This is a genomic window from Chryseotalea sp. WA131a (assembly GCA_025370075.1).
In the GTDB taxonomy this organism is placed as follows: domain Bacteria; phylum Bacteroidota; class Bacteroidia; order Cytophagales; family Cyclobacteriaceae; genus ELB16-189.
This window is the reverse complement of sequence record CP073016.1, coordinates 1,659,171-1,681,251: the sequence shown is the minus strand read 5'-3', so window position 1 is coordinate 1,681,251 and position 22,081 is coordinate 1,659,171. Positions and strand designations below refer to the sequence as shown.

Here is a 22,081-nt window from a genome sequence, read left to right as displayed (position 1 = left end):
TATAAATCAACTAAATTTTCGCTAAAGCAGGTTACCTTTAAATGAAAGCTTCTTATTTCATTTTTATTTCTTTATTGGATTCGATCATTTTCTCAATTATCGTAGTAGAAAGATTAATGATTTTATTCATGTGTTCGATGTCCAGTTGGCTGGCTTCGTCTTTCAGTTCGTGGTAATAGGGGTAATTCTTAAAATCAAAAGTGGAAATGGTGTGACAAGGCACTTTGTAGATTTCATAAAATGAGTAGTTGTCAGACCTCATAAATAATTGATATTGATTTTCCTCCGGCAAGTAAGTGGCAAAGGTGTTTCCGGCTAACTCATTCATGACGGCAGCCAAGTTCGATTTATTATAACCAGTAATGTAAACTTTATTAGCGCCAATGGTCATGGCTTTGCCGATCATTTCAAAATTTAACATGTACTTTATCTTTACTTGAAGTCCCTTAAGTCTTTTTGCTAAATAGGCAGATCCGAGCAAGCCACTCTCTTCGGCAGTAAACAGCGCAACAATTACGTTCGCCTCAGGACGATTTTTTTGAAGTTGTTGAGCAATTTGCAAAACAGCGGTTACACCACTGGCATCGTCATTTGCGCCATTGTAAATTAGATCAGGTCCGCTGGCTGCTTTGCCAATGTGATCTAAATGGGCACCTAAAAGTATATATTCCTTTGTGTCATCTCTTGAACCAATCAACCCGACCACATTGGCCGTCTTTCTTCCATTTATAGTCACGGTATCTTGATAACTATAAGAGAAAAAGGGCTTGATGCCTGCTTTTTTCATATAGTCTTCCACCCATGCGGCTGCTTTTTCCATTCCGGCCGTACCAAATTCCCTACCTTCCATTTCATCAGACGATAGCGTGGTCAGAATTTCTTTTGTTTCAGAAAGCGGTATAACATTTTTTACCTCGATGGGCTGTGCGAACGTTGAGCTTGGAATTTTGGCACTTTTGCAACCAACTAGAAGTAGCGTTGCTAAAACAATAAACTTAGATCGATTCATAGTTAAAGAAATGGGTTAATTGGCAATGGCGGTCTTTCGTTCAATCTCCCGCAAATTCTCCATCTTTTTGTTTCGCAAAAATCCGTTGATGTCTTCAAAGTGTTCGCGGATGCGTTGGTTACCGAATTCAAATACTTTGGTGGCCAACCCATCTAAGAAGTCGCGATCGTGAGAGACCAAAATCAGTGTTCCATCAAATGCTTTCAGCGCATCTTTCAAAATGTCTTTCGTGCGAATGTCCAAGTGATTGGTAGGCTCATCAAGAATCAGCAAATTCACTGGTTGTAATAATAATTTAATCATTGCCAACCGTGTACGCTCACCGCCCGACAGCATTTTCACTTTTTTGTCGATGGCCTCGCCACCAAACATAAACGCACCGAGTATGTCTTTGATTTTTGTACGCACATCACCAAAGGCAATTTTGTCAATGGTTTCAAATACGGTGTAGTCTTCATCCAACAGTGAGGCTTGGTTTTGCGCAAAGTAGCCAATCATGGAATTATGCCCCAATTGCATCTGTCCATCAAAATCAATCTCGCCCATAATCGCTTTCACAAAAGTGGATTTACCTTCGCCATTCTTTCCCACCAAGGCAACCTTTTCGCCACGCGCAATAGTGACGGAAGCATTTTTAAAAACCACATGGTCACCATAACTTTTGCCTAAGTCAGTTGCAATGACAGGGTAGTTGCCCGAGCGCGGAGCGGGCGGAAACTTCAAATTCAATGATGATGTATCCACCTCATCCACTTGAATGATCTCGATTTTCTCCAGCATCTTTACGCGAGATTGAACTTGTAGTGTTTTTGAGTACGTACCTTTGAAACGTTCGATGAATGCGGTGATATCTGCAATTTCTTTCTGCTGATCTTCAAAATGTTTTTGTTGCTGCTCACGTCTTTCTTTGCGGAGTTGCAGGTAATGTGAGTAATTGGTTTTGTAATCGTAAATCCTGCCCATCGTCACCTCAATGGTGCGGTTGGTGAGGTTATCCACAAAAGCTTTATCGTGACTGATTACAATTACCGCTTTTGCATTGGTCTTCAAAAATTCTTCCAGCCACTGCACCGATTCAATGTCTAGATGGTTGGTAGGCTCATCCAACAAAATCAAGTCTGGTTTTTGTAAAAGTATTTTAACCAACTCAATGCGCATACGCCAACCCCCACTAAACTCGCTTGTTGATCGTGTAAAATCGCTGCGTAAAAATCCCATGCCCATCAATGTCTTTTCAACTTCTGCATCGTAGTTGATTTCTTCAATGGAATAATACTTCTCACTGAGCTCTGAAACCTGTTCAATGATTTTTGAATATTCGTCTGATTCGTAGTCGGTACGTGTTTCCAATTGCTTGTTCAGGTCATCGATCTGGGCCTTCATGTTCAGCACCTTACTGAAGGCCTTGCTAGCTTCTTCAAATACGGTGCAATTATCATCGGTTAGCAAATGCTGGGGCAAGTATGCAATTACCGAATCTTTGGGTGCCGATACCTTGCCACGGGTGGGCTTGTTGGCACCCGCTAATATTTTAAGCAAAGTCGATTTACCAGCTCCGTTTTTGCCCATTAAAGCGATACGGTCATCTTCGTTAATGTTAAAAGTAATGTCACTAAACAGTACAGTACCGCTAAACTCCACGGCCACATTGTCAACAGAAATCATAATCAAAAAAATAAGCCGCAAAGATATAACTATGATTGTATAATAAAGAGTTCATCTTCGCGATAAAATGCCTTTTCGTTTTCTAGTATTCTGGATTTGGTTGATTCTCAAGAATGGTGCGTTAAGGTTATTTCCCTTTTACGTATTTTGCTACCTGTTAATTTGGTATGCCAATGTTAGACGTTAACAATGTTTCGAAAAAAGGCCTCGGTAGCTTCCAATTAAAAGGCATTGGTTTTACCCAATCTATTGGCCAGCGGATTGCTTTGGTGGGTGAGACAGGTTCTGGAAAAAGTACATTGCTCAAAATCATTGCTGGCTTGGAAGATGCCGATGGTGGAACAGTAACGTTGAATGAAGAGATTGTAAAAGGGCCTGCTCAATTATTGGTAGCGGGCCATCCTCGGATAGCGTATTTACCACAGTATTTTGAGTTGCCTAAGTTTCTTCGTGTGGAGCAAGTATTGGAGTATGCCAATCACCTTTCGAAAAACCAAGCCCAAAATTTGTTTCGCTTTTGTCGCATCCAGCATTTACTTACGCGAAAGACCAATGAATTATCGGGTGGTGAGAGACAACGAATAGCCTTGTGTAGGTTGCTGATTTCAAAACCAACTTTATTGTTGTTGGACGAACCCTTCTCCAATCTCGATCGCATTATGAAGCAAACACTGAAAGAGGTGCTGGCTGAAATCGAGCAAAAACTGTCAATCACCATTATTCTTGTTTCGCACGATCCATCGGATACCTTGCCCTGGGCAGATTGGATGATGGTGCTCAAAAATGGAAAGGTTGTTCAAAAAGGATTGCCGTTTGAAATTTATAATAAACCTAAGTCTGAATACGTGGCTGCGCTCTTGGGTGATTATTCGGTTCACGGAAAATCCAAAACCATTACCAGGCCCGAAGAATGGAAAATCAAAAAGGATAAGAATGGAAAGGGCACTGTGATGAACATTTCGTGGATGGGCAGCTATGCTTTGGTGAGTGTGAAAAAGGGAGATGATGTAATATTGATTTACACTCAATCTGTGAATTTACAAATTGGTGATAAAGTAAAAGTTGAAACTAAAAATTAGATACTGGATACTAGATGCTGGTTTCTTGATACTCGATATGAGCAAGGCATCTAGCAACTAATATCCAGCATCCAGCATCTAGCTTATGATAAAACTCCTCGGTATTCCATTCGATGGCAACTCGTCTTACTTGAAAGGTCCAGGTCAAGCGCCTGCGCGTATTCGGCAGATGGAAGCAGAAGGTTCTGCCAACACATTTTGCGAGAGCGGTGTAGATGTTCGCTCGGGAGAACTGTATCAAGACATCGGCAACATTGGCTTCCCCGATCTATCTCCGAAAGCTGTTTATCAGGCAATAAAAAATAGAATCCACCAAGAGCTTCGTGATGACAGTAAAGTTTTATGTTTGGGTGGCGACCATTCCGTGTCGTTTCCAATCATTGAAGCGTATGCTGAAAAACATCAACCCATTCACATCTTGCACATTGATGCGCATCCTGATCTGTACGAGAACTTTGAAAATAACCCATACTCGCACGCATCACCTTTTGCACGATTGATGGAGACCCGAAAAATTGCTTCGCTTACCCAAGTTGGCATCCGAACCTTTAATTCCCACCAGCGAGAGCAAGCGAAACGCTATTGCGTAAAAGTAGTGGAGATGAAAGACTTTTCGTTTGATTTTTTGAAAGACCTTCCATCGCCTTTGTATCTTTCATTTGATATGGATGCCTTAGACCCGGCCTATGCGCCAGGTGTTTCGCACCATGAGCCTGGTGGGTTATCCACCCGTCAAGTACTCCACATTATCCAGTGGTTACCGAATTTAATAGGGGCAGATATAGTTGAGTACAATCCTGCACGTGACATCAACAACATGACGGCCATGGTAGGGTATAAGTTGATGAAAGAGATTTTGGTAAAGATGTGCTGAGTGATTTTCTTCAACCTATTCTGTTTTATGACTTACAATTTCATCATTGATTAAACTAATCAAAACAATTTCTCTCCAAAAATCCTAGTTTTAAGGAAATCGTTTTGTTGTATGAACTCAATTCTTCATCCTAATCACTATAAATGGCCGGAAAGGCAGCATGACCAATATTGGCAAAGCTTTTACAAAATGGCAAGGCACAGAAGGCCATTGCTGCTGCTAAGTGCGCACTTTGAAAATAAAAAAGGAACTGAAGAGATTCCCCTACTTTTGCCCTATGAAAAAACTCCTTTTTGCTTTCTGTTTATTTGGCTTGTTAAAAACGTATGCGCAAGAAATTACCGTGCAAGGCAATGTAGTTGATGCCCTTGGAAGCAAAGCCATCAAAGCAAAAATCAAATTCAAAAGCTATCCTACGGGTGGCATTACCGGTAATTTCAACGACAGCACTTTTTCATTTGCTATCTTTGGTTCATCCAAATATCAAATAACAGCCGAAGCAGAAGGGTACATTCCACGCACCGTAATTATTGCTCCGAAAGAAGCGGTCAATGGCATCATCAAACGCGATATTCAATTGACCTCCACAGGTCGTGCTATTCGCTTGGAGCATCTGATTTTTGAAATGGGTCGAGCAGTTATCAACCCAAAATCGTACGATGGGTTAGATGAACTGGTGGCCATGATGAAAGAAAATACCAAAGTGGTCATTCAATTGGAAGGCCACACCGATAACATTGGCAATGCGCAAAAGAACTTTGAATTATCTGAAGACCGTGTGGAAGCAGTAAAAAAATATTTAGTCTCAAAAGGAATCTCAAAAGATAGAATCAAAACAAAGGCTTTTGGTGGTGCACAACCAGTCAGCAATGAAAAAACCGAAGATGCCAGAGCATTGAATCGGAGAGTGGAGATGCGGGTGTTGAAGGATTAGCTAATCGCACCTTCTGCTACAGGATCGCTAATTTCTTCATCAACGGTTTCTAACATTCTTAGGTGTGCCAGCTTAGCATAAATTTTGGCGCTTGCTTTGGGCTTCCGTTCTTTTGTTTCCCAATCACAAGTATACAATCCGAATTTCATCGCTGGCCCTAAATGCCACTCAAAGTTATCCCATGTGCTCCACCAAAAATAACCTTGCACATCAATGCCATCTTGCAGGGCTTGGTGAATAATTTTCGCGTAATCTGCAATGGCGTGTTGGCGCAATGAATCACTTTCATCGGCTACTCCATTTTCGGTAATGATGATGGGCTTTTTGTATTTCTTCCAATAGCGATCCATACAAATACGCAAACCTTCTGGATAATACTCCCACATATCGTCATGCCGCCTACCCATTGCTTTCAATTTTTCTTGGTGATCAATGCCAGTAATGGGCAACGGATCGTGCGGCAGACGAGCGTAGTAGCTCATCCCAAAAAAATCTGCTTTTTCAAAGTGTTGCGGCACCCATTCCATAAACCACCAATCGCCCAAACGGGCCGGAAACCAACCCAACATATTTTCAGGGTGAAATACCACCGTATTTAGCGAAATGCCAATCGGTTGGTGCGGAAATTTTTGTTTGATGTAATCGTACACCTCATCGTGTGCTTTGCCCATGTTTTTCACCACTTTGGCAGCCAAAACCGGGTTGTTTTTAAAAGGAGGAAAATCGCCCGTGATCCAGCCAAAGCTTGCATACACGTTGGGTTCATTGAAGGTGTTCCAATGGCTTACGTACTTTCCAAAAGTGTCCACCACTTTTATGGCAAAGTCAACCCAATAATGTGCGTTTTCTTCTTTCTCCCATCCGCCAAGGGCAGCAAACCATTTGGGATTGGTAAAATGGTGCAGCACCATCATGATTTTTACATTCCGCTTGAGCAAGTCATCTAAAAATGCAGTGTACTCGCGCACCGATTCACCGTCAAAATTCCCCATCGGCTCGCGTTGCAATTTGCTCCATTGCAAGCCCATCCGATAGTAAGGAGCCAGTGAGGCAATGATTTTGGCATCTTCTTTCAACCGAAGTTCGTGGTCGGTGGTTCGATCAAATACAGAGCCGTCCTTTGCCTTTACGCCCTGCCAATCGTGCTCAAACGGAGTTTCAATTTGCGCGGCAGCCGTGCTGGTTCCAAACATAAAATCTTTGGGGAAGAGGTATTGCATAGGAAAATCGAACAAAAATAAGAATTAGAGTTATTCTTGCTGGTTATTTATTTTTGGAGATGGATGAAAAGCGGCAATTGATTATCGATCACCTAGCACACTACCTCACCGATCGCAGACGCGAAACGTTGGAGCGGGTGCTATCCTTGCGAACGCGTCACATTACGTTGGTTCTCGAAAATATTTTTCAACCGCATAATATCAGTGCGGTGGTGCGTACCAGCGAGTGCATGGGCATGCAAGATTTACATGTAGTAGATAATGATAACATCTATGAAGTCAACAAGCATGTGCTGAAAGGTTCCAACAAATGGATTGACATTGTTCGTTACAAAGAAAAAAAGGCCAATAATATAGAGCGATGTTTCACCCACTTAAGAACGGCTGGTTACAAGATATATGTTACCGACCCTGCCGTAGATGGTTTGCCAATCCATCAAATACCCATCGAAGAAAAATTTGCATTGGTGATGGGCAATGAAAAGGAAGGTGTCTCTGAGTATGCACTTCAGCACGCAGACAGAAAAGTACACATACCCATGGCTGGCTTTACCGAAAGCATGAATATCTCCGTAAGTGCTGCCATTTGCTTAAGCACGTTGCTTCCTAAACTCCGCTTGTCAAACACGATGTGGCAGTTACGTGAAGAGGAGAAACAAATCATCCGCTTGCAATGGCTCAAAAAATCCATTCGCAGGTCAGATCTTATTGAGCAAGAATTTCTCCGCTCGATTGCCTAATTTTGCAATGGCTTTAATCAGTAGAATGATGAGGGGAAAAATCGTGAATAGGATTGCAAAGATATTAGGTATTTGTTTGGTGGCAGCAGTCGTTATGTTGTTGGTTTCAAACATATGGGTTGTCTCTAGCACGCAACGCCTAATCCTAACCGATTACAAAAAGCTTCCTGATAGCAGCCTGGCACTAGTGCTTGGCACCAGCAGCCGATTGACCAATGGCTCGCCCAATCCTTTTTTTGAAGATCGCATTCGTGAAGCTGCCAAGTTATATCGCCTTGGGAAGGCAAGGCATTTCGTGTTGAGTGGTGATAACCGAACCAAGTATTATAACGAACCACAAGAGATGCGTAAGGCGTTGATGAAAGCTGGTGTTCCTGCCAACTGCATTACCTTAGATTACGCAGGGCTGCGTACCCTGGATTCTATTGTGAGGTGCAAAGAAATTTTTGGTCAGAGCAAAATTGTTATCGTTACGCAACCCTTTCATTGTTATCGAGCAATTTTTATCAGCAGGTATTTTGGCATCGATGCGGTGGCGCTCGAAACGCACACCGAATTTCCCAAGAGTTCTGTTTATATGCGTGAATATTTTGCTCGGGCTAAGGCGGTGCTAGATTTATATGTTTTCAAAACTGAGCCGCGGCATTTGGGGAACAAAGAGCCCTTAACAATCTGATAACACGGAATTTTTTTGATTGATTTCACAACCAAAATCAAGATGTCTCGTTTCCATTAATTTTTTACATTTGCGGTTTATTGATTTTCTAAACGGTGCTTTGTGCGTAGAAAGGTTCTCTTAACTATATCTTCTTTTCTCTTCTTTGTAAATTTTGTAATAGGGCAAGAGACAATTATTACAGGAAAAGTCACGGACGCTGGTTCAGGTGACCCGATTCCATTTGCCAACGTAATTTTCAAGGGTACTTCAATCGGTGCCACCACCGATTTCGATGGCAATTTCAAAATCAAGACAAATAACCCTACCGATTCAGTAATGGCCTCCTATATCGGGTATAAATCCCGAACCAAGGTTGTGAAAAAGGGTGTTGCCCAGGTGATCAACTTTCAATTAGATGAAGAGACCACCAAGTTACAAGAAGTGGTGGTAAAGGCGGGCGAAAATCCAGCTTTCGAAATCTTGCGAAAAGTGGTTGACAACAAAAGCAAAAACGACAAACGCAACCTGACTGCTTTTGAGTATGATACCTACGCCAAAATGGAGATTGATGCAGACAAGATTTCGGATAAAATGCGCGAGCGCAAAGTAATGAAAAAAATCTCTCAAGTATTGGATAGCCTCGATCGCATTGCCGGTGAAGATGGTAAGGCCATTTTGCCTTTGTTTATTTCCGAAACAGTTTCTAAAAACTACTACCGCAGTGATCCACAGCTAAAGACGGAAGTCATTGTTAAATCGAAAGTGAATGGTTTGGGTGTAGAAGACGGTGCGATGATTACCCAGTTGGTAGGGACTTCCCTTCAAGACTATAACTTCTACATGAACTGGCTCAACTTTAGCCGCAAGCAATTGGTATCGCCTATTGCTGATGGCTGGCGGTTGTATTACGATTATGATTTGTCAGACAGCTTAATGGTAGATGGTTATTATTGTTATCGCCTAGACTTTTTCCCACGAGATGCACAAGCCTTGGCCTTTAGCGGCACCATGTTCATCACCAAAGATGGTTACGCACTCAAACAAATTGATGCTAGCATTGGTAGCACCGCCAACATCAACTTTATAGATAAGATCAGAATTCAGCATACCTACGAAAAAATTCAAGATCAAGCATGGCTTCCGGTAAAAAGCAGGGTGCTAATCAGCGTTGGGCAACTGACGGCCAACACCACTGGCATGTTGGCAAAGTTTTATATGAGCCATAAAAACTTTGTGCTCAATCAACCCAAGCAAGTAAAGTTTTACGATCAAAACATTGTCCTGAACGAAGATGCGAAACTAGAAGAAGATGACAAGGTATGGGATTCGCTTCGCCACGAACCATTGACAAACACTGAAAAAAGTGTGTACCACATGATTGATACCATTCAATCCATCCCAATTGTAAAGTCTTATATTGATATTGTGAAGGTAGTGTTGAATGGCTATTATAAAACAGGGAAAGTGTTTGTAGGGCCGTATTTAGGTTTATTTGCTATCAATACCCTTGAAGGATTTCGCTTGCAGGCTGGATTTAAAACCAATATTAAATTTAGTAAGAAGTGGGTGTTGGGCGCGCAGTTGGCTTATGGGTTTGGTGGAATTGATCCGCAGCGATTTGACCAGCGCTTGAAGTACACGGCCTTTGCCAAGTATATTTTTGAGAAAAGGCGTTGGACATCACTTACTTTTCGAGCGCGGCATGAAGTTGGCCGATTAGGTTTAGATGAGGACTATGTTTCTGAATTCCCATTGTTTCTATTCGCCAGTCGATGGGGAAATTACCGCGCTGGATTTTATTACGATGAGTACAGGATGACACTTGAACGAGAGTTGTTTAAAGGGTTTACGCAACGTGTGGCGATGCGCTATTATAATTTTGATCCGGCTTTCACTTTTGGCTACGTGGTCGATCCAAATCTCGACATTGTCAACAACAACTTTCAAACATCGGAGATCTTTTTAGAAACACGCTATGCGCGCGATCAAATCTATTTGCAAAATGACAACGACAGGATTGGGTTAGAGCAAAAGAAGTGGCCTGTTTTTACTTTCCGTTACACGCATGGATTTAAAGGCATTGCTGGCAGCGATTTTGAGTACGATAAGGTTCGATTGAATATGACCAAACGAATGAAAATGGGCCCTCTGGGTAATGGTTATATCAGTATCACTGGCGAAAAAGTATTTGGCACATTGCCTTTTCCTTTGCTTTCAGTTCATCTTGGTAACGAATCGTACATCTATGCCCCTGTCAATTTTAATTTGGTTGGCTTTGGCGAATTTGCCAGCGATCGATATGGCTCGATTCAATATCGACAGAACTTAGAAGGATTTCTGTCCAACAAAATCCCCTTACTTCAGCGATTGAAATGGCGCTTTTTGGCCACAGCCAATATGTTGGTAGGATCTATGAGTGATGCCAACTTTACCAACTTTGCAGAAGTAGTGCAACCTTCTGGGAAATTGCCTAACGTGCAAGCGAAGAGGTTAGACCCCAACAAACCATATATGGAACTTGGTTATGGCATTGAAAACATCTTTAAATTTTTGCGTGTAGATTTTATTCATCGCCTTTCTTATTTAAGTGATGATCAAACCCGTAATTTTGGTGTATTCTTCTCTGTACAGTTTCAGTTGTGATTTGCACGATGAAATTCACCCTTTGCGCAAAACAACTATTACCACCATATTTGCGGTTCTAAAAAAAGGTTCATGAGTTTGATTAAGATCACATTGCCCGATGGCAGTGTAAAAGAATTTCCGCAAGACATAAAAGGTATTGAAATCGCGCAAAGCATCAGCGAAGGCCTGGCGCGCAATGCACTTTCTATTGAAGTGAATGGCGAGATATGGGATTTGAGCCGCCCAATCAATGCCGATGCTTCGATTAAAATATTTACGTGGAACGACAAAGGTGGCAAGTATGCTTTCTGGCATTCGAGTGCTCACCTGTTTGCCGAAGCATTAGAGGCATTGTACCCCGGAGTGAAATTCGGTATTGGTCCGCCCATCGAAAATGGTTTTTACTACGATGTGGATTTGGGAGACATTCCTTTTGGAGATGAAGAGTTGTTGGCGGTAGAAAAAAAGATGATCGAACTGGCGAAACAAAACAACGCCTTTGTTCGGAGTGATGTATCGAAAGCGGAGGCGTTAGATTACTTTACTAAAAAAGCAGATCCTTATAAATTAGAATTGATTGATGGCTTAGCCGATGGCTCCATTACCTTTTACAAACAAGGCAACTTTGTGGATTTATGCCGAGGGCCACACATCCCAACTACTGGCCCCATCAAGGCAATCAAGTTATTGAATGTGGCCGGGGCCTATTGGCGGGGCAACGAAAAAAATAAAATGCTTAAGCGCATTTATGGCATCACCTTCCCCAAGCAAAAAGAGCTCGAAGAATATCTGCACATGCTGGAGGAGGCCAAGAAACGTGACCACCGCAAGTTGGGCAAAGAGTTGGAGCTGTTTGCCTTTTCAGAAAAAGTGGGCATGGGCTTACCACTATGGTTGCCGAAAGGCACCGTGCTGCGCGAACGGCTAGAGCAATTTATGCGCAGGGCACAGGTGCGCGCAGGGTATGATCCTGTAGTAACGCCACATATCGGCAGCAAGCAATTATATATTACCTCTGGCCATTATGAAAAGTATGGCAAAGATTCGTTTCAACCCATCCACACGCCAGACGAGAACGAAGAGTTTTTGTTGAAGCCGATGAATTGCCCGCACCACTGCGAAATTTATAAAACTAAACCTCGGTCATATAAAGATCTTCCCATTCGCTATGCTGAGTTTGGTACGGTGTATCGGTATGAGCAAAGTGGCGAATTGCACGGCCTCACCCGTGTGCGTGGCTTTACGCAAGACGATGCGCACATCTTTTGCCGACCCGATCAAGTGAAGCAAGAGTTTGTTAAAGTAATTGACTTGGTATTATTTGTTTTCAAATCGTTGGGTTTTGAAAATTATACTGCCCAGGTTTCGTTGCGCGATACCGAGAACAAAGCCAAGTATATTGGTGAAGATGCGCTGTGGGAAAAAGCCGAGCGTGAAATTCAAGAAGCTGCTGACGAACGCGGATTGACGACTGTTGCCGTCAAAGGAGAAGCCGCTTTCTATGGCCCTAAGCTTGACTTTATGGTGAAAGATGCACTGGGCAGAAGCTGGCAGTTGGGCACTATACAAGTAGATTATCAGTTGCCGCAGCGATTTGAGTTAGAATATGTGGGAGCCGACAATCAGAAGCACACCCCCGTGATGATCCACCGTGCACCGTTTGGATCGCTGGAGCGATTTGTGGCGGTTTTGATTGAACATTGTGCGGGCAATTTCCCGCTTTGGTTGGCGCCCGTTCAGTTTTCTGTGTTGCCGATTTCAGAAAAGTTTAACGACTACGCACAAGAGGTGGTGAACACCCTGAAGCAAAGCGATGTACGCGGCATTTTGGATGATAGGGATGAAAAAATAGGTCGCAAGATTCGCGATTCAGAAGTAAGCAAGATACCTTTTATGCTGATTGTGGGCGAAAAAGAGGCTTCAGAGGGAAAAGTTTCGGTGCGTAAGCATGGTGAAGGAGATAAAGGAGCGATGGCCTTATCCGAGTTTGTAGGCACTTTTTCAAAGGAATTTGGACTTCCCGGCTAATTGTTAGAGCCTATTAAGTTAGGACTTAGGAGTTAGGGTTCAGCCAAATATTAATGTCCAACAACCCAATACCCAAACGCAAAAAATTCAGTTTTGAAAAGAGTAAAATATACCGATATTTGCAGCCCTGTCTGCCGTTAGGAAGACTGTTTTACATTAATATTTTAAGAACTTAAACCCAAGGAGTGGCAATATATCAAGGTGGCGGTAATCGCCCAAGTAACACTGGAGGAAGGCCTTATGTAAGAGGTCCACGCAGAGTTGTAGAAGAACCCTATCGCGTAAACGAAAGAATTCTTGCCCCCAAGGTAAGGGTGGTAGGTGAAAACATTAAAGTGGATGTTTATCCCACACCTGTAGCCATTAAAATGGCACAAGAGCAAAGTTTGGACTTGGTTGAGATTTCTCCCAATGCAGATCCTCCCGTTTGCAAGATTGTTGACTACAGCAAGTTTAAGTACGAGCAAAAGAAGAAGCAGAAAGAGATTAAGGCGCATGCCCAAAAGACCATTTTAAAAGAGATTCGTTTCGGCCCAAATACCGATGACCACGATTTCAATTTTAAAGTAAAGCATGCCGAAAACTTTTTGAAAGAAGGAGCGAAGGTAAAGTCATACGTGCATTTTGCCGGCCGCTCAATTGTGTATAAAGAACGGGGCGAGATTTTGTTGTTGAAGTTTGCAACCGCCTTGGAAGAATGGGGAAAGGTAGAATCGATGCCCAAGTTGGAAGGTAAGCGGATGTATTTGATGATGGCTCCCAAGGGCAAAGCTGGTAAATAGAAATTTTTAACGAGTAACGAGTAAATAAAATGCCGAAAGTAAAAACCAAATCAGGTGCCAAGAAAAGATTTAAAGTAACGGGCACGGGTAAAATCAAGCGCAAGCATGCGTTTAAGAACCACATCCTTACCAAAAAGACCACGAAACAAAAAAGAAGATTGACCAAGAAGGCCATCGTGAACAAGCGCGATGAGTCCAACATCAAGCCAATGCTTCCGTATTCGTTTTAACGATATTCAAGGCAATGGCCTTGAAGTGTAGGTTTTATGTTCAACCCGATTTTTGGCAACTAAGATTCTCTGAAACATAGAGAGCGCCAACAGTCAAAAAATTAAAAGTTATGCCACGTTCAGTAAACAGTGTTGCATCTCGCGCCAAGCGCAAAAGATTCATGGAATTGGCCAAAGGCTACTTTGGTCGTAAGAAAAATGTATGGACGGTAGCGAAGAACGCTATCGAAAAAGGTTTGGTGTACGCTTACCGCGACCGCAAAGCCAAGAAAAGAGATTTCCGTTCGTTGTGGATCTCACGTATCAATGCCGGTGCTCGTTTGCACGGATTGTCATACTCTGAGTTCATAGGCAAAGTAAAGAAGGCCAATATCGACCTTAACCGCAAGGTGCTTGCCGACTTAGCAATGAATCACCCAACTGCTTTTGAAGCGGTGGTGAAGCAGTTGAAGTAGAAACATTTCAGCCATAAAAGAGGGGCTTCTCAAAAATGAGATAGCCTCTCTTTTTTTTGAGTCTGAGTTTGCAAGATGCTTTTAGAATTTTATTTTGGAGTTACCGATAAACAGATTTAGGTCAATATTTTAGCTAGTAACTCTTCGGAAAATCTTTCAAAAGGGTATAATTCATGCAGCACACTATTCGAAAAATGGCGGGAATTCAATAATTCTCATTGTTTAGTATTCATTTGCGGATTACTTTTGATTCAATAAAAAATCTGCATACCGATTATAAAACTATGAAATGGTTTATTGATTTATTTTCAAGCACCCTTGGCCGCAAAGTGGTAATGGCCTTAACGGGATTGTTCATCATTCTTTTCTTGGCCGTTCACCTCGCAGGTAATCTTCAGTTGTTGAAAGATGACGGGGGCGAAGCCTTCAACGTGTACGCTTATTTCATGACGACCAATCCGCTCATCAAAACCATTGCTTACGTCAACTATGCCTTCTTTATAGGGCACATTATTTGGGCGATTTTGCTTACGCGAAAAAACAGAGAAGCTCGCGGGAGCGAAGGATATGCGGTCACTTCTTCAAAATCTTCGATCTGGTCGTCTCGTAACATGGGAATTTTGGGTACCATTATATTGGTGTTCTTGGTGGTTCACATGGTACAATTCTGGGGTCAAATGCACTTTGGCTCGATGACTTATAAAACGTATGGTGAGAAGGAAGTAAAAGATTTATATACCGTGGTTAGTGCAGCCTTTCAGCAATGGTGGTATGTGGCATTGTATTGCTTCAGCATGGCTGCCATCGCCTTTCACTTATGGCATGGATTTATTAGCGCTTTTCAAACACTTGGCTTAAACCATATGAAGTATAATCCTGTTATTAATTTTGTTGGCAAAGCTTTTTCAATTATTGTTCCTGCTTTGTTTGCACTCATTCCGATTTGGATGTTTTTTGTTTAATAAAGGAAAGAAAAAAATTAAAATCATTTAACTGTTGACCATGAAGCTCGATTCAAAAATTCCAGAAGGCCCGATAGCAGAAAAATGGACGAAACATAAATTCAATTTGAAGTTGGTCAATCCCGCCAACAAGCGGAAGTATGACATAATAGTCGTTGGCACGGGTTTGGCCGGGGCATCGGCTGCTGCTTCGCTGGGCGAATTGGGTTATAATGTAAAAGCATTTTGTTTTCAAGATAGCCCACGCAGAGCCCACAGCATTGCTGCACAAGGTGGAATTAACGCAGCCAAAAATTATCAAAACGATGGCGATAGCATTTATCGTTTGTTCTACGATACGATAAAAGGTGGTGACTATCGCGCACGCGAAGGAAATGTATATCGTTTGGCAGAAACCAGCGTAAGCATCATTGACCAGTGCGTGGCACAAGGTGTACCATTTGCACGCGAGTACGGGGGCTTGCTGGCCAACCGTTCTTTTGGTGGAGCGCAAGTGTCAAGGACGTTCTATGCGCGTGGCCAAACCGGGCAACAATTGTTATTGGGTGCCTATGGAGCGTTGAATCGTCAGATTGCCAACGGCAAAGTAAAAATGTACAATCGCAGCGAAATGTTGGATGTGGTGGTGATTGATGGCAAGGCGAGAGGCATCATCACGCGCGATTTAATAACCGGAAAAATTGAATCGCACAGTGCGCATGCTGTGTTGCTTTGCACGGGTGGATATGGAAACGTTTTTTATTTATCAACCAATGCCAAAGGCTCAAACGTAACGGCTGCTTGGCGTGCCCACAAAAAAGGAGCTCTTTTCGGCAACCCCTGCTTTACACAGATACACCCAACTTGTATTCCGGTTTCAGGCGATCATCAGTCGAAGTTGACATTAATGTCAGAATCACTTCGCAATGATGGTAGGGTGTGGGTGCCAAAGAAAGCAATGCCAGGTTTGAAAGGCTTGGAGGCGATGAAAGTCCCAGAATCAGAGAGAGATTATTTCTTGGAAAGAAAATATCCATCGTTTGGAAACTTGGTGCCTCGTGATGTGGCTTCACGCAATGCGAAAATTGTTTGTGATGAAGGCCGTGGGGTAGGTTCTGGTTTAGCGGTGTTTCTAGATTTTACCGATGCTATTAAACGCGATGGGGAAGATACCATAAGAGCCAAGTATGGCAACTTATTCGATATGTATGCTCAGATTACAGGAGAGAATCCTTACAAATCGCCTATGATGATTTACCCGGCTGTTCACTATACCATGGGCGGCTTATGGGTAGATTATAATTTAAGTACAAATGTTCCTGGACTTTATGCTTTGGGCGAAGCCAACTTCTCTGACCATGGTGCAAACCGATTGGGCGCAAGTGCGTTGATGCAAGGCTTGGCCGATGGTTATTTTGTGATTCCTTACACGGTAGGGGATTACTTGGCAACCATTGGGTGGGCAGATAAAATTAGCACCGAACATGCTGCCTTCAAAGACGCCATTCAGCAATCAGAAGAGCGCATGAAAAAATTGGTGAGTATTCGGGGAAAGAAAACCGTGGATGAGTTCCACCGCCAATTGGGTTTAACGATGTGGGAGTACTGTGGCATGAGTCGCAGCGAGCAAGGGTTGAAAAAAGCAAAGAAAATCATACAAGATTTGAAAGCTGAATTTTGGACAAACGTGAATGTATTGGGTGCCACGAGCGAGCTTAACCAAGAATTAGAAAAAGCCAACCGTGTGGCGGACTTTATTGAATTGGGAGAATTGATGGTAGACGATGCGTTGAACCGTGCCGAATCGTGTGGAGGCCACTTCCGCGAAGAATCTCAAACCCCCGAAGGGGAAGCCATGCGCAAAGATGATGAGTACGCTTACGTAGCCGCTTGGGAGTTCAAAGGGGAAAATCAACCTGAAGTGTTGCACAAGGAAGAATTGAAATTTGAAAATGTTAAGCTGACGCAACGCAGCTACAAATAATTTATTGACTATTGACAATTGACCAAGATATGAATGTTAACGTAAAAGTTTGGAGACAAAAGGACAGCAAAACCAAAGGAGGCTTTAAATCCTATGCTGTTCATACCTCACCCGACATGTCTTTTTTGGAGATGATGGATGTCTTAAATACTGACCTTATTAAAAAAGGGGAGGAGTCCATTGCTTTTGATCACGATTGCCGCGAAGGTATTTGTGGTATGTGCAGTATGTACATCAATGGTCATCCGCACGGACCGTTGCAAACTACCACTTGCCAATTGCACATGCGCACTTTTAAAGACGGTGAAACAATTACGGTAGAACCGTGGAGGGCAAAGGCATTTCCTGTAGTAAAAGATTTAGTGGTAGACCGTACTGCTTTTGATAGAATTCAACAAGCGGGTGGTTATGTAAATGTAAATACAGGCGGAGTGCCTGATGCCAACGAAATACCGATTCCTAAAAAAATAGCAGATGAGGCATTTGATGCTGCCACCTGTATTGGTTGCGGTGCATGTGTGGCGGCTTGCAAAAACGCGTCCGCGATGTTATTTGTAAGTGCAAAGGTTTCTCAGTTTGCTTTGTTGCCGCAAGGCCAAGTAGAGCGTAAAGAGCGAGTAGAGAAAATGGTTGCTCAAATGGATGCCGAGGGCTTTGGCGCTTGCACCAATACCAAAGCGTGTGAGGCTGAATGCCCCAAAGGAATTAGCGTAACCAACATTGCTCGCATGAACCGCGAGTATTTTGGTTCGATGCTTAGCTCGTATGAAGTTGAGTCAGGTGGGGGAGTAGGATAGTTAGTTTTTTACTAAACCAATAAGTATTGAAATGCCAGCCCCGAAAGGAGTTGGTTTTTTTGTTATCAACTTATGACATTAGAAATAAGCACCAGCTTTGCTATCTTGTATATTTTATTTACGATGGAAAATAATATAGAACTGCGCAGCGAAGAAGTACAAGAGATCATCACTCAAATGCCGGGCGGGCTGATCCGCTGGGGCATTGGGCTGATCTTCTTTCTTTTTGTTGTGCTGCTCTCCATCAGTTGGTTTGTGAAATACCCCGATGTGATAAAGGCCAAAGTGGTGGTAACCACCGACCCCGCCCCGATTAACCTGGTGAGCCGGGCTGTTGGCAAAATAACTCTTTTGAAAAAGGCCAATGAGACTGCCCGGAAAAATGATCTGATTGCCCACTTACAAACCAATGCCTCTCTTACCGATATGGCTTATTTAGAGGCAGCACTCACTAGCTACGAAGCAAATACCAACACCACCGATTTATTTATTGCACTTGATAAAAATAATAAAGCAGGCGATTTACAGAGCTATGTGAATGCAACCGTTAAATCTTTGCAAGACTTGATTGCCTTTACGGAGACCAAACTCCACGAAAAACAGATCGCACATTTAAACAAGCAAGTATTATCTTACAAAAACCTTAACCGAAATCTGCAAAAGCAACTGAGCTTGATGAAACAGGAAGGAGCACTAAGCTACCAACAGTTTAAGGCCGACTCCATCTTGCTTGCGCAGAAGGTGATTGCTCCGCTTGATTTCAACAAAAGCAAAAGTGCCCACCTGCTACAGCAACGCGGCCTCAAGGGCATGGAAGCTTCCATTATCTCTAACCAACTACAAGCCGATGTCCTAGAGAAACAAGTAACTGAACTAGAAATAAGCAGCGTCAAAGAACAAAGCCAATTGCAGACATCTGCGGACAATGCCATTAAAGAATTAGCTGCGCGATTAAAAGCATGGAAAGAGAACTTCCTTTTTACCGCTCCCGCGGATGGCACGGTTGCCTACCTGGGCTTTATAGAAAATGACCAATACATTGAAAGTGGCAAGCCTTTGTTTGCGTTGTTGCCTACTTCAAATAAACTAATAGCAAAAGCAGAACTGCCTGTGCTAGGCTCAGGCAAAGTAAAAGTTGGGCAAGCGGTAAATATCCGGTTATCCAATTATCCTTTTGAGCAATTTGGTATGTTGCAGGGGGAAATAGAGTCTATCTCTGAAGTGCCCGATAAAGAAAACTACACTGTGGCGATCAGCTTACGCCAAGGAATGAACAGCACACATAACAAACTCCTTTCCTTTAGGCCGCAGTTACAAGGGGAGACAGAAATCATAACGGAGGACTTGAGGTTGTTGGAGCGAGTGTTTTATCAGTTTAGGAAATTGATTGCAACAAAATAAGTAGCTTTGAGAAGTGAAAACAAAAGAGGAACACATTACACATTGGGTTAATCAATCAAACGATGATTGGGAATCAACAGAGCTTTTGTTCACTGGCAAAAAATACCTTCATGCTTTGTTCTTTGCACACTTGTCGTTAGAGAAGGTGAGCAAAGCGCATTGGATCAATTCAAACGAAAGTAATATTCCACCTAAAACCCACAACCTCATTTTTCTATTATCACAAACAACTATTGAGCTTACCGATGACCAAAAAGAATTCCTGCTGGAACTAAACCGCTTTCAAATCGAAGGCCGCTACCCAGAGCAAATTTCAAAACTACATAAAGCTTCTACTGCCTCGTTCGCGCGACACAAACTAGACCAAGCCAAACAATTACAACAATGGTTACTCAACAAACTGCTATAAATACTGCTCATGCGTTTGTGCAAGAATGCAAAATGATCGGGGTGACTTTCGATAAGGTCATGCTCTTTGGCTCGTATGCGCGTGGGACAGCCCACGATGGCTCAGACATTGACCTGCTGTTGGTGTCCAAGAAATTTACAGATGATATTTTTGCCAACCTTAAACAATACACCAAAGTGAACATACGCTATCCATTGATAGAGACACACCCTTATTCATTTCAACAATTTACGGATGGTGATGAATTTATTGCCCACATAGCAAAAGAGGGGATTGAGATTTAGGCGAAACTGAAATTATTACCGAGGATTTGAGGGTATTGGAGCGGGTGTTTTATCAGTTTAGAAAGTTACTTCATGCCAGATAAGGCTTCATCGGATTGCCTTGCCAAAACAGAACAATAGTGCTGGCGAAGCAAATCATAAATGACCATTTTTTGTTGGCGTTGCTTCGAGCCTAGAAATCTATTCAAAGACATGTGGAGATAACTGGCTAGCAAATCTGATTCTTGCATCCGTAGATGATTTGAGACACACCATGGACTTTTTGAGAAGTCGTGATTTTTTGTAAAAAGTTGGTTTCCAGTACAATTGGACAACAGAGCTTTTGCGACACACCCTATGTAATAAATAGTTTCAAAAGCAATACCAGAATTGTTATTGGTTCGGTATTATCGGAATGTGGTGGTTTACTTTTGAACTGTAAGCAGGCTGAGTCCTACTTATCGGTAAAGCCACACCGAGAAAGCGGGTTAAACAAAAACAATTCTATTTATGGAAAAGAAAAAGTTATCATTAAACAAGCTTAGTGTCACTGAGTTGGGTAACAAGGAGATGGTTCATGTAAAGGGTGGGTATTCATTTACTTGCAGTTTGTCAATCTACAGCTCATGTCAGAAGAATAATTCTAAAGCTGGCGGACACGGTGGTCTTTGCCATTATTGCTAAACACTCTTAAGCAAAAGGGTGAAGAATGTATCTTCTCCTTTTTGCTTATTCCAAATAATTTTATTTTCTTTTGAAAAGATTAGTTATTAATGACATACAAAGGATTAAGCAAGCAATACTTGCCTCCCCCCATGATCTTGGACCAGGGCTTTTAAACGGAGAATTAGGTAAGTCTATTTTTTGCCTAGTTGATTATAAATCGTCCTCTGACAATTTTATTCTTGAATACGGTGTTGATTCACTAAATGAGGCAATTAACTCTTTTAATTTTTTTGAAAATAAAGCATTATTGCTGAGCCTAGCAGAGGGACTTCCAGGCTTGCGTCATACACTAAATGTCTTTAAAAATTTTGATGTCATTGATTCTACTGAGATAGAAAACGATATCGATTCTGCTATACTTAAAGAAGTATCAAAAACATCTGAAGTATATGACCTCGTAGGATATGATTTGCTTTATGGTCTTACAGGCATTGCAAATATTTATCTTGACATACCTCCTTCCCCTACGCGTAATGAAATAATAGATACTATTTGTCGAAGATTATTGGACAATATGGTTCTAAACCGCAGAGAATATGTTTGGGAAGAAAAATTTGGCTTTGGTGTTTATCCATATAACCTTGGGATGGCCCATGGGCTACTTGCAGTAATCTGCTTGTTAAGCAAAGTGATTCGCGTGTATGATTCTTCCAATAAATACAAAGAAGTTGTTAAAGGAATTATAAGGTGGTACTTGGATCACGAGAATTCGAGCAACTTAGATTCCAGATTTCCATGTACCGTTGATAAAAATGGATTTTCAGAAAATAGGATGAATCGCCTTGCGTGGTGCTATGGAGATTTGAGCTCAGCAGTAGCATTCCTACAAGCTGGTTTAGCACTAAACGAACCTGCCTTAGTTAACAAGGCATTAACAATATGTAATTCGACCTTTGAAAGAAGAACACTTGAATATGAAGCCCAATCTTATGAAAACCTTATTTTTGACTGTGGTATTTGCCACGGTCTAGCAGGAATCACATACAGCTACTTTTATCTATACAATTTCTTTAAGAGTCCTCTATTAGCAGAGGCTTACAAATTTTGGCATCAACATTTGTTGGATAGGGTTACGAATCCGCATGAGCATCCTTGTGCTGGCTGTTATACAATGGAAAAAATTCATGATAATCCAGTTCAACCACGACCTACGTTAACTCTTTTAGAGGGCGCTAGCGGAGTCGGCCTTGTTCATCATGCCATATTGGATACTTCAACTACAGACATGTGGAGTTCGCTCTTCATGTGGTTTTAAAACGAA

At 42.2% G+C, this 22,081-nt stretch carries 22 protein-coding genes; 18 read left to right on the top strand and 4 right to left on the bottom strand.

Features of this window, described 5'->3' with window-relative positions; translation table 11 throughout:
• Positions 1–52: 52 nt before the first annotated feature.
• Positions 53–1,009: a M20/M25/M40 family metallo-hydrolase gene (locus tag KA713_07485; protein ID UXE68407.1), complete on the bottom strand. Its 957-nt coding sequence runs from the start codon at positions 1,007–1,009 to the stop codon at positions 53–55.
• Positions 1,010–1,024: 15 nt separating this feature from the next.
• Positions 1,025–2,674, bottom strand: coding sequence for an ABC-F family ATP-binding cassette domain-containing protein (locus KA713_07480; protein ID UXE68406.1), 1,650 nt, complete (start codon positions 2,672–2,674; stop codon positions 1,025–1,027).
• 167 nt (positions 2,675–2,841) lie between these two features.
• On the opposite strand from KA713_07480, the gene KA713_07475 reads away from it, so the two are divergent.
• The 3 genes from KA713_07475 (at position 2,842) to KA713_07465 (ending at position 5,561) form a co-directional block, all read left to right on the top strand.
• Entirely contained in the window at positions 2,842–3,753 is a 912-nt protein-coding gene (locus KA713_07475) for an ABC transporter ATP-binding protein (GenBank protein UXE68405.1), read from the top strand.
• Between the two features lie 85 nt (positions 3,754–3,838).
• Positions 3,839–4,627 (top strand): agmatinase family protein, encoded by a 789-nt coding sequence (locus tag KA713_07470; protein ID UXE68404.1) that lies wholly within the window; start codon positions 3,839–3,841, stop codon positions 4,625–4,627.
• A 277-nt stretch (positions 4,628–4,904) separates the two neighbouring features.
• Positions 4,905–5,561, top strand: coding sequence for an OmpA family protein (locus tag KA713_07465; protein ID UXE68403.1), 657 nt, complete (start codon positions 4,905–4,907; stop codon positions 5,559–5,561).
• Here KA713_07465 and KA713_07460 read toward each other — a convergent pair.
• Positions 5,558–6,781 carry a glycoside hydrolase family 1 protein gene (locus KA713_07460; protein UXE68402.1) on the bottom strand — a complete coding sequence of 408 codons (1,224 nt, stop codon included), beginning with the start codon at positions 6,779–6,781 and terminating at the stop codon, positions 5,558–5,560. The genes KA713_07465 and KA713_07460 overlap by 4 nt on opposite strands.
• Before the next feature lie 59 nt (positions 6,782–6,840).
• On the opposite strand from KA713_07460, the gene KA713_07455 reads away from it, so the two are divergent.
• The 13 genes from KA713_07455 (at position 6,841) to KA713_07395 (ending at position 20,115) form a co-directional block, all read left to right on the top strand.
• Positions 6,841–7,521, top strand: a complete 681-nt coding sequence (locus KA713_07455) for an RNA methyltransferase (GenBank protein UXE68401.1) — start codon at positions 6,841–6,843, stop codon at positions 7,519–7,521.
• Between the two features lie 28 nt (positions 7,522–7,549).
• Entirely contained in the window at positions 7,550–8,197 is a 648-nt protein-coding gene (locus KA713_07450; protein ID UXE69070.1) for a YdcF family protein, read from the top strand.
• Positions 8,198–8,299: 102 nt separating this feature from the next.
• Positions 8,300–10,822 carry a carboxypeptidase-like regulatory domain-containing protein gene (locus KA713_07445; protein ID UXE68400.1) on the top strand — a complete coding sequence of 841 codons (2,523 nt, stop codon included), beginning with the start codon at positions 8,300–8,302 and terminating at the stop codon, positions 10,820–10,822.
• Positions 10,823–10,894: 72 nt separating this feature from the next.
• A complete protein-coding gene (gene thrS, locus KA713_07440; protein ID UXE68399.1) occupies positions 10,895–12,832 on the top strand; it encodes a threonine--tRNA ligase in 1,938 nt (645 codons plus the stop codon).
• Between the two features lie 191 nt (positions 12,833–13,023).
• Positions 13,024–13,614, top strand: coding sequence for a translation initiation factor IF-3 (gene infC / locus KA713_07435; protein ID UXE69069.1), 591 nt, complete (start codon positions 13,024–13,026; stop codon positions 13,612–13,614).
• A 29-nt stretch (positions 13,615–13,643) separates the two neighbouring features.
• On the top strand, positions 13,644–13,844 hold the full coding sequence (rpmI, locus tag KA713_07430) for a 50S ribosomal protein L35 (GenBank protein ID UXE68398.1): 201 nt from the start codon (positions 13,644–13,646) through the stop codon (positions 13,842–13,844).
• Between the two features lie 110 nt (positions 13,845–13,954).
• Positions 13,955–14,299 (top strand): 50S ribosomal protein L20, encoded by a 345-nt coding sequence (gene rplT / locus KA713_07425; GenBank protein ID UXE68397.1) that lies wholly within the window; start codon positions 13,955–13,957, stop codon positions 14,297–14,299.
• A gap of 284 nt (positions 14,300–14,583) precedes the next feature.
• On the top strand, positions 14,584–15,261 hold the full coding sequence (locus KA713_07420; protein ID UXE68396.1) for a succinate dehydrogenase cytochrome b subunit: 678 nt from the start codon (positions 14,584–14,586) through the stop codon (positions 15,259–15,261).
• A gap of 40 nt (positions 15,262–15,301) precedes the next feature.
• Complete coding sequence (locus KA713_07415) at positions 15,302–17,224, top strand: fumarate reductase/succinate dehydrogenase flavoprotein subunit (GenBank protein UXE68395.1); 1,923 nt, start codon at positions 15,302–15,304, stop codon at positions 17,222–17,224.
• Positions 17,225–17,253: 29 nt separating this feature from the next.
• On the top strand, positions 17,254–18,021 hold the full coding sequence (locus KA713_07410; GenBank protein ID UXE69068.1) for a succinate dehydrogenase/fumarate reductase iron-sulfur subunit: 768 nt from the start codon (positions 17,254–17,256) through the stop codon (positions 18,019–18,021).
• A 72-nt stretch (positions 18,022–18,093) separates the two neighbouring features.
• Positions 18,094–19,422, top strand: coding sequence for an HlyD family efflux transporter periplasmic adaptor subunit (locus tag KA713_07405; GenBank protein ID UXE68394.1), 1,329 nt, complete (start codon positions 18,094–18,096; stop codon positions 19,420–19,422).
• A gap of 13 nt (positions 19,423–19,435) precedes the next feature.
• Positions 19,436–19,831, top strand: coding sequence for a HEPN domain-containing protein (locus KA713_07400; protein ID UXE68393.1), 396 nt, complete (start codon positions 19,436–19,438; stop codon positions 19,829–19,831).
• Positions 19,807–20,115 (top strand): nucleotidyltransferase domain-containing protein, encoded by a 309-nt coding sequence (locus tag KA713_07395; protein ID UXE68392.1) that lies wholly within the window; start codon positions 19,807–19,809, stop codon positions 20,113–20,115. The genes KA713_07400 and KA713_07395 overlap by 25 nt, the downstream gene beginning before the upstream one ends.
• A gap of 65 nt (positions 20,116–20,180) precedes the next feature.
• On the opposite strand, the gene KA713_07390 is transcribed toward KA713_07395, so the two are convergent.
• On the bottom strand, positions 20,181–20,303 hold the full coding sequence (locus KA713_07390; protein ID UXE68391.1) for a hypothetical protein: 123 nt from the start codon (positions 20,301–20,303) through the stop codon (positions 20,181–20,183).
• 301 nt (positions 20,304–20,604) lie between these two features.
• Here KA713_07390 and KA713_07385 point away from each other — a divergent pair, with 301 nt between their 5' ends.
• Together KA713_07385 and KA713_07380 are read left to right on the top strand one after the other, a co-directional pair.
• Complete coding sequence (locus tag KA713_07385) at positions 20,605–20,778, top strand: class I lanthipeptide (protein UXE68390.1); 174 nt, start codon at positions 20,605–20,607, stop codon at positions 20,776–20,778.
• 70 nt (positions 20,779–20,848) lie between these two features.
• On the top strand, positions 20,849–22,075 hold the full coding sequence (locus KA713_07380) for a hypothetical protein (GenBank protein UXE68389.1): 1,227 nt from the start codon (positions 20,849–20,851) through the stop codon (positions 22,073–22,075).
• The last annotated feature ends 6 nt before the right edge of the window (positions 22,076–22,081 follow it).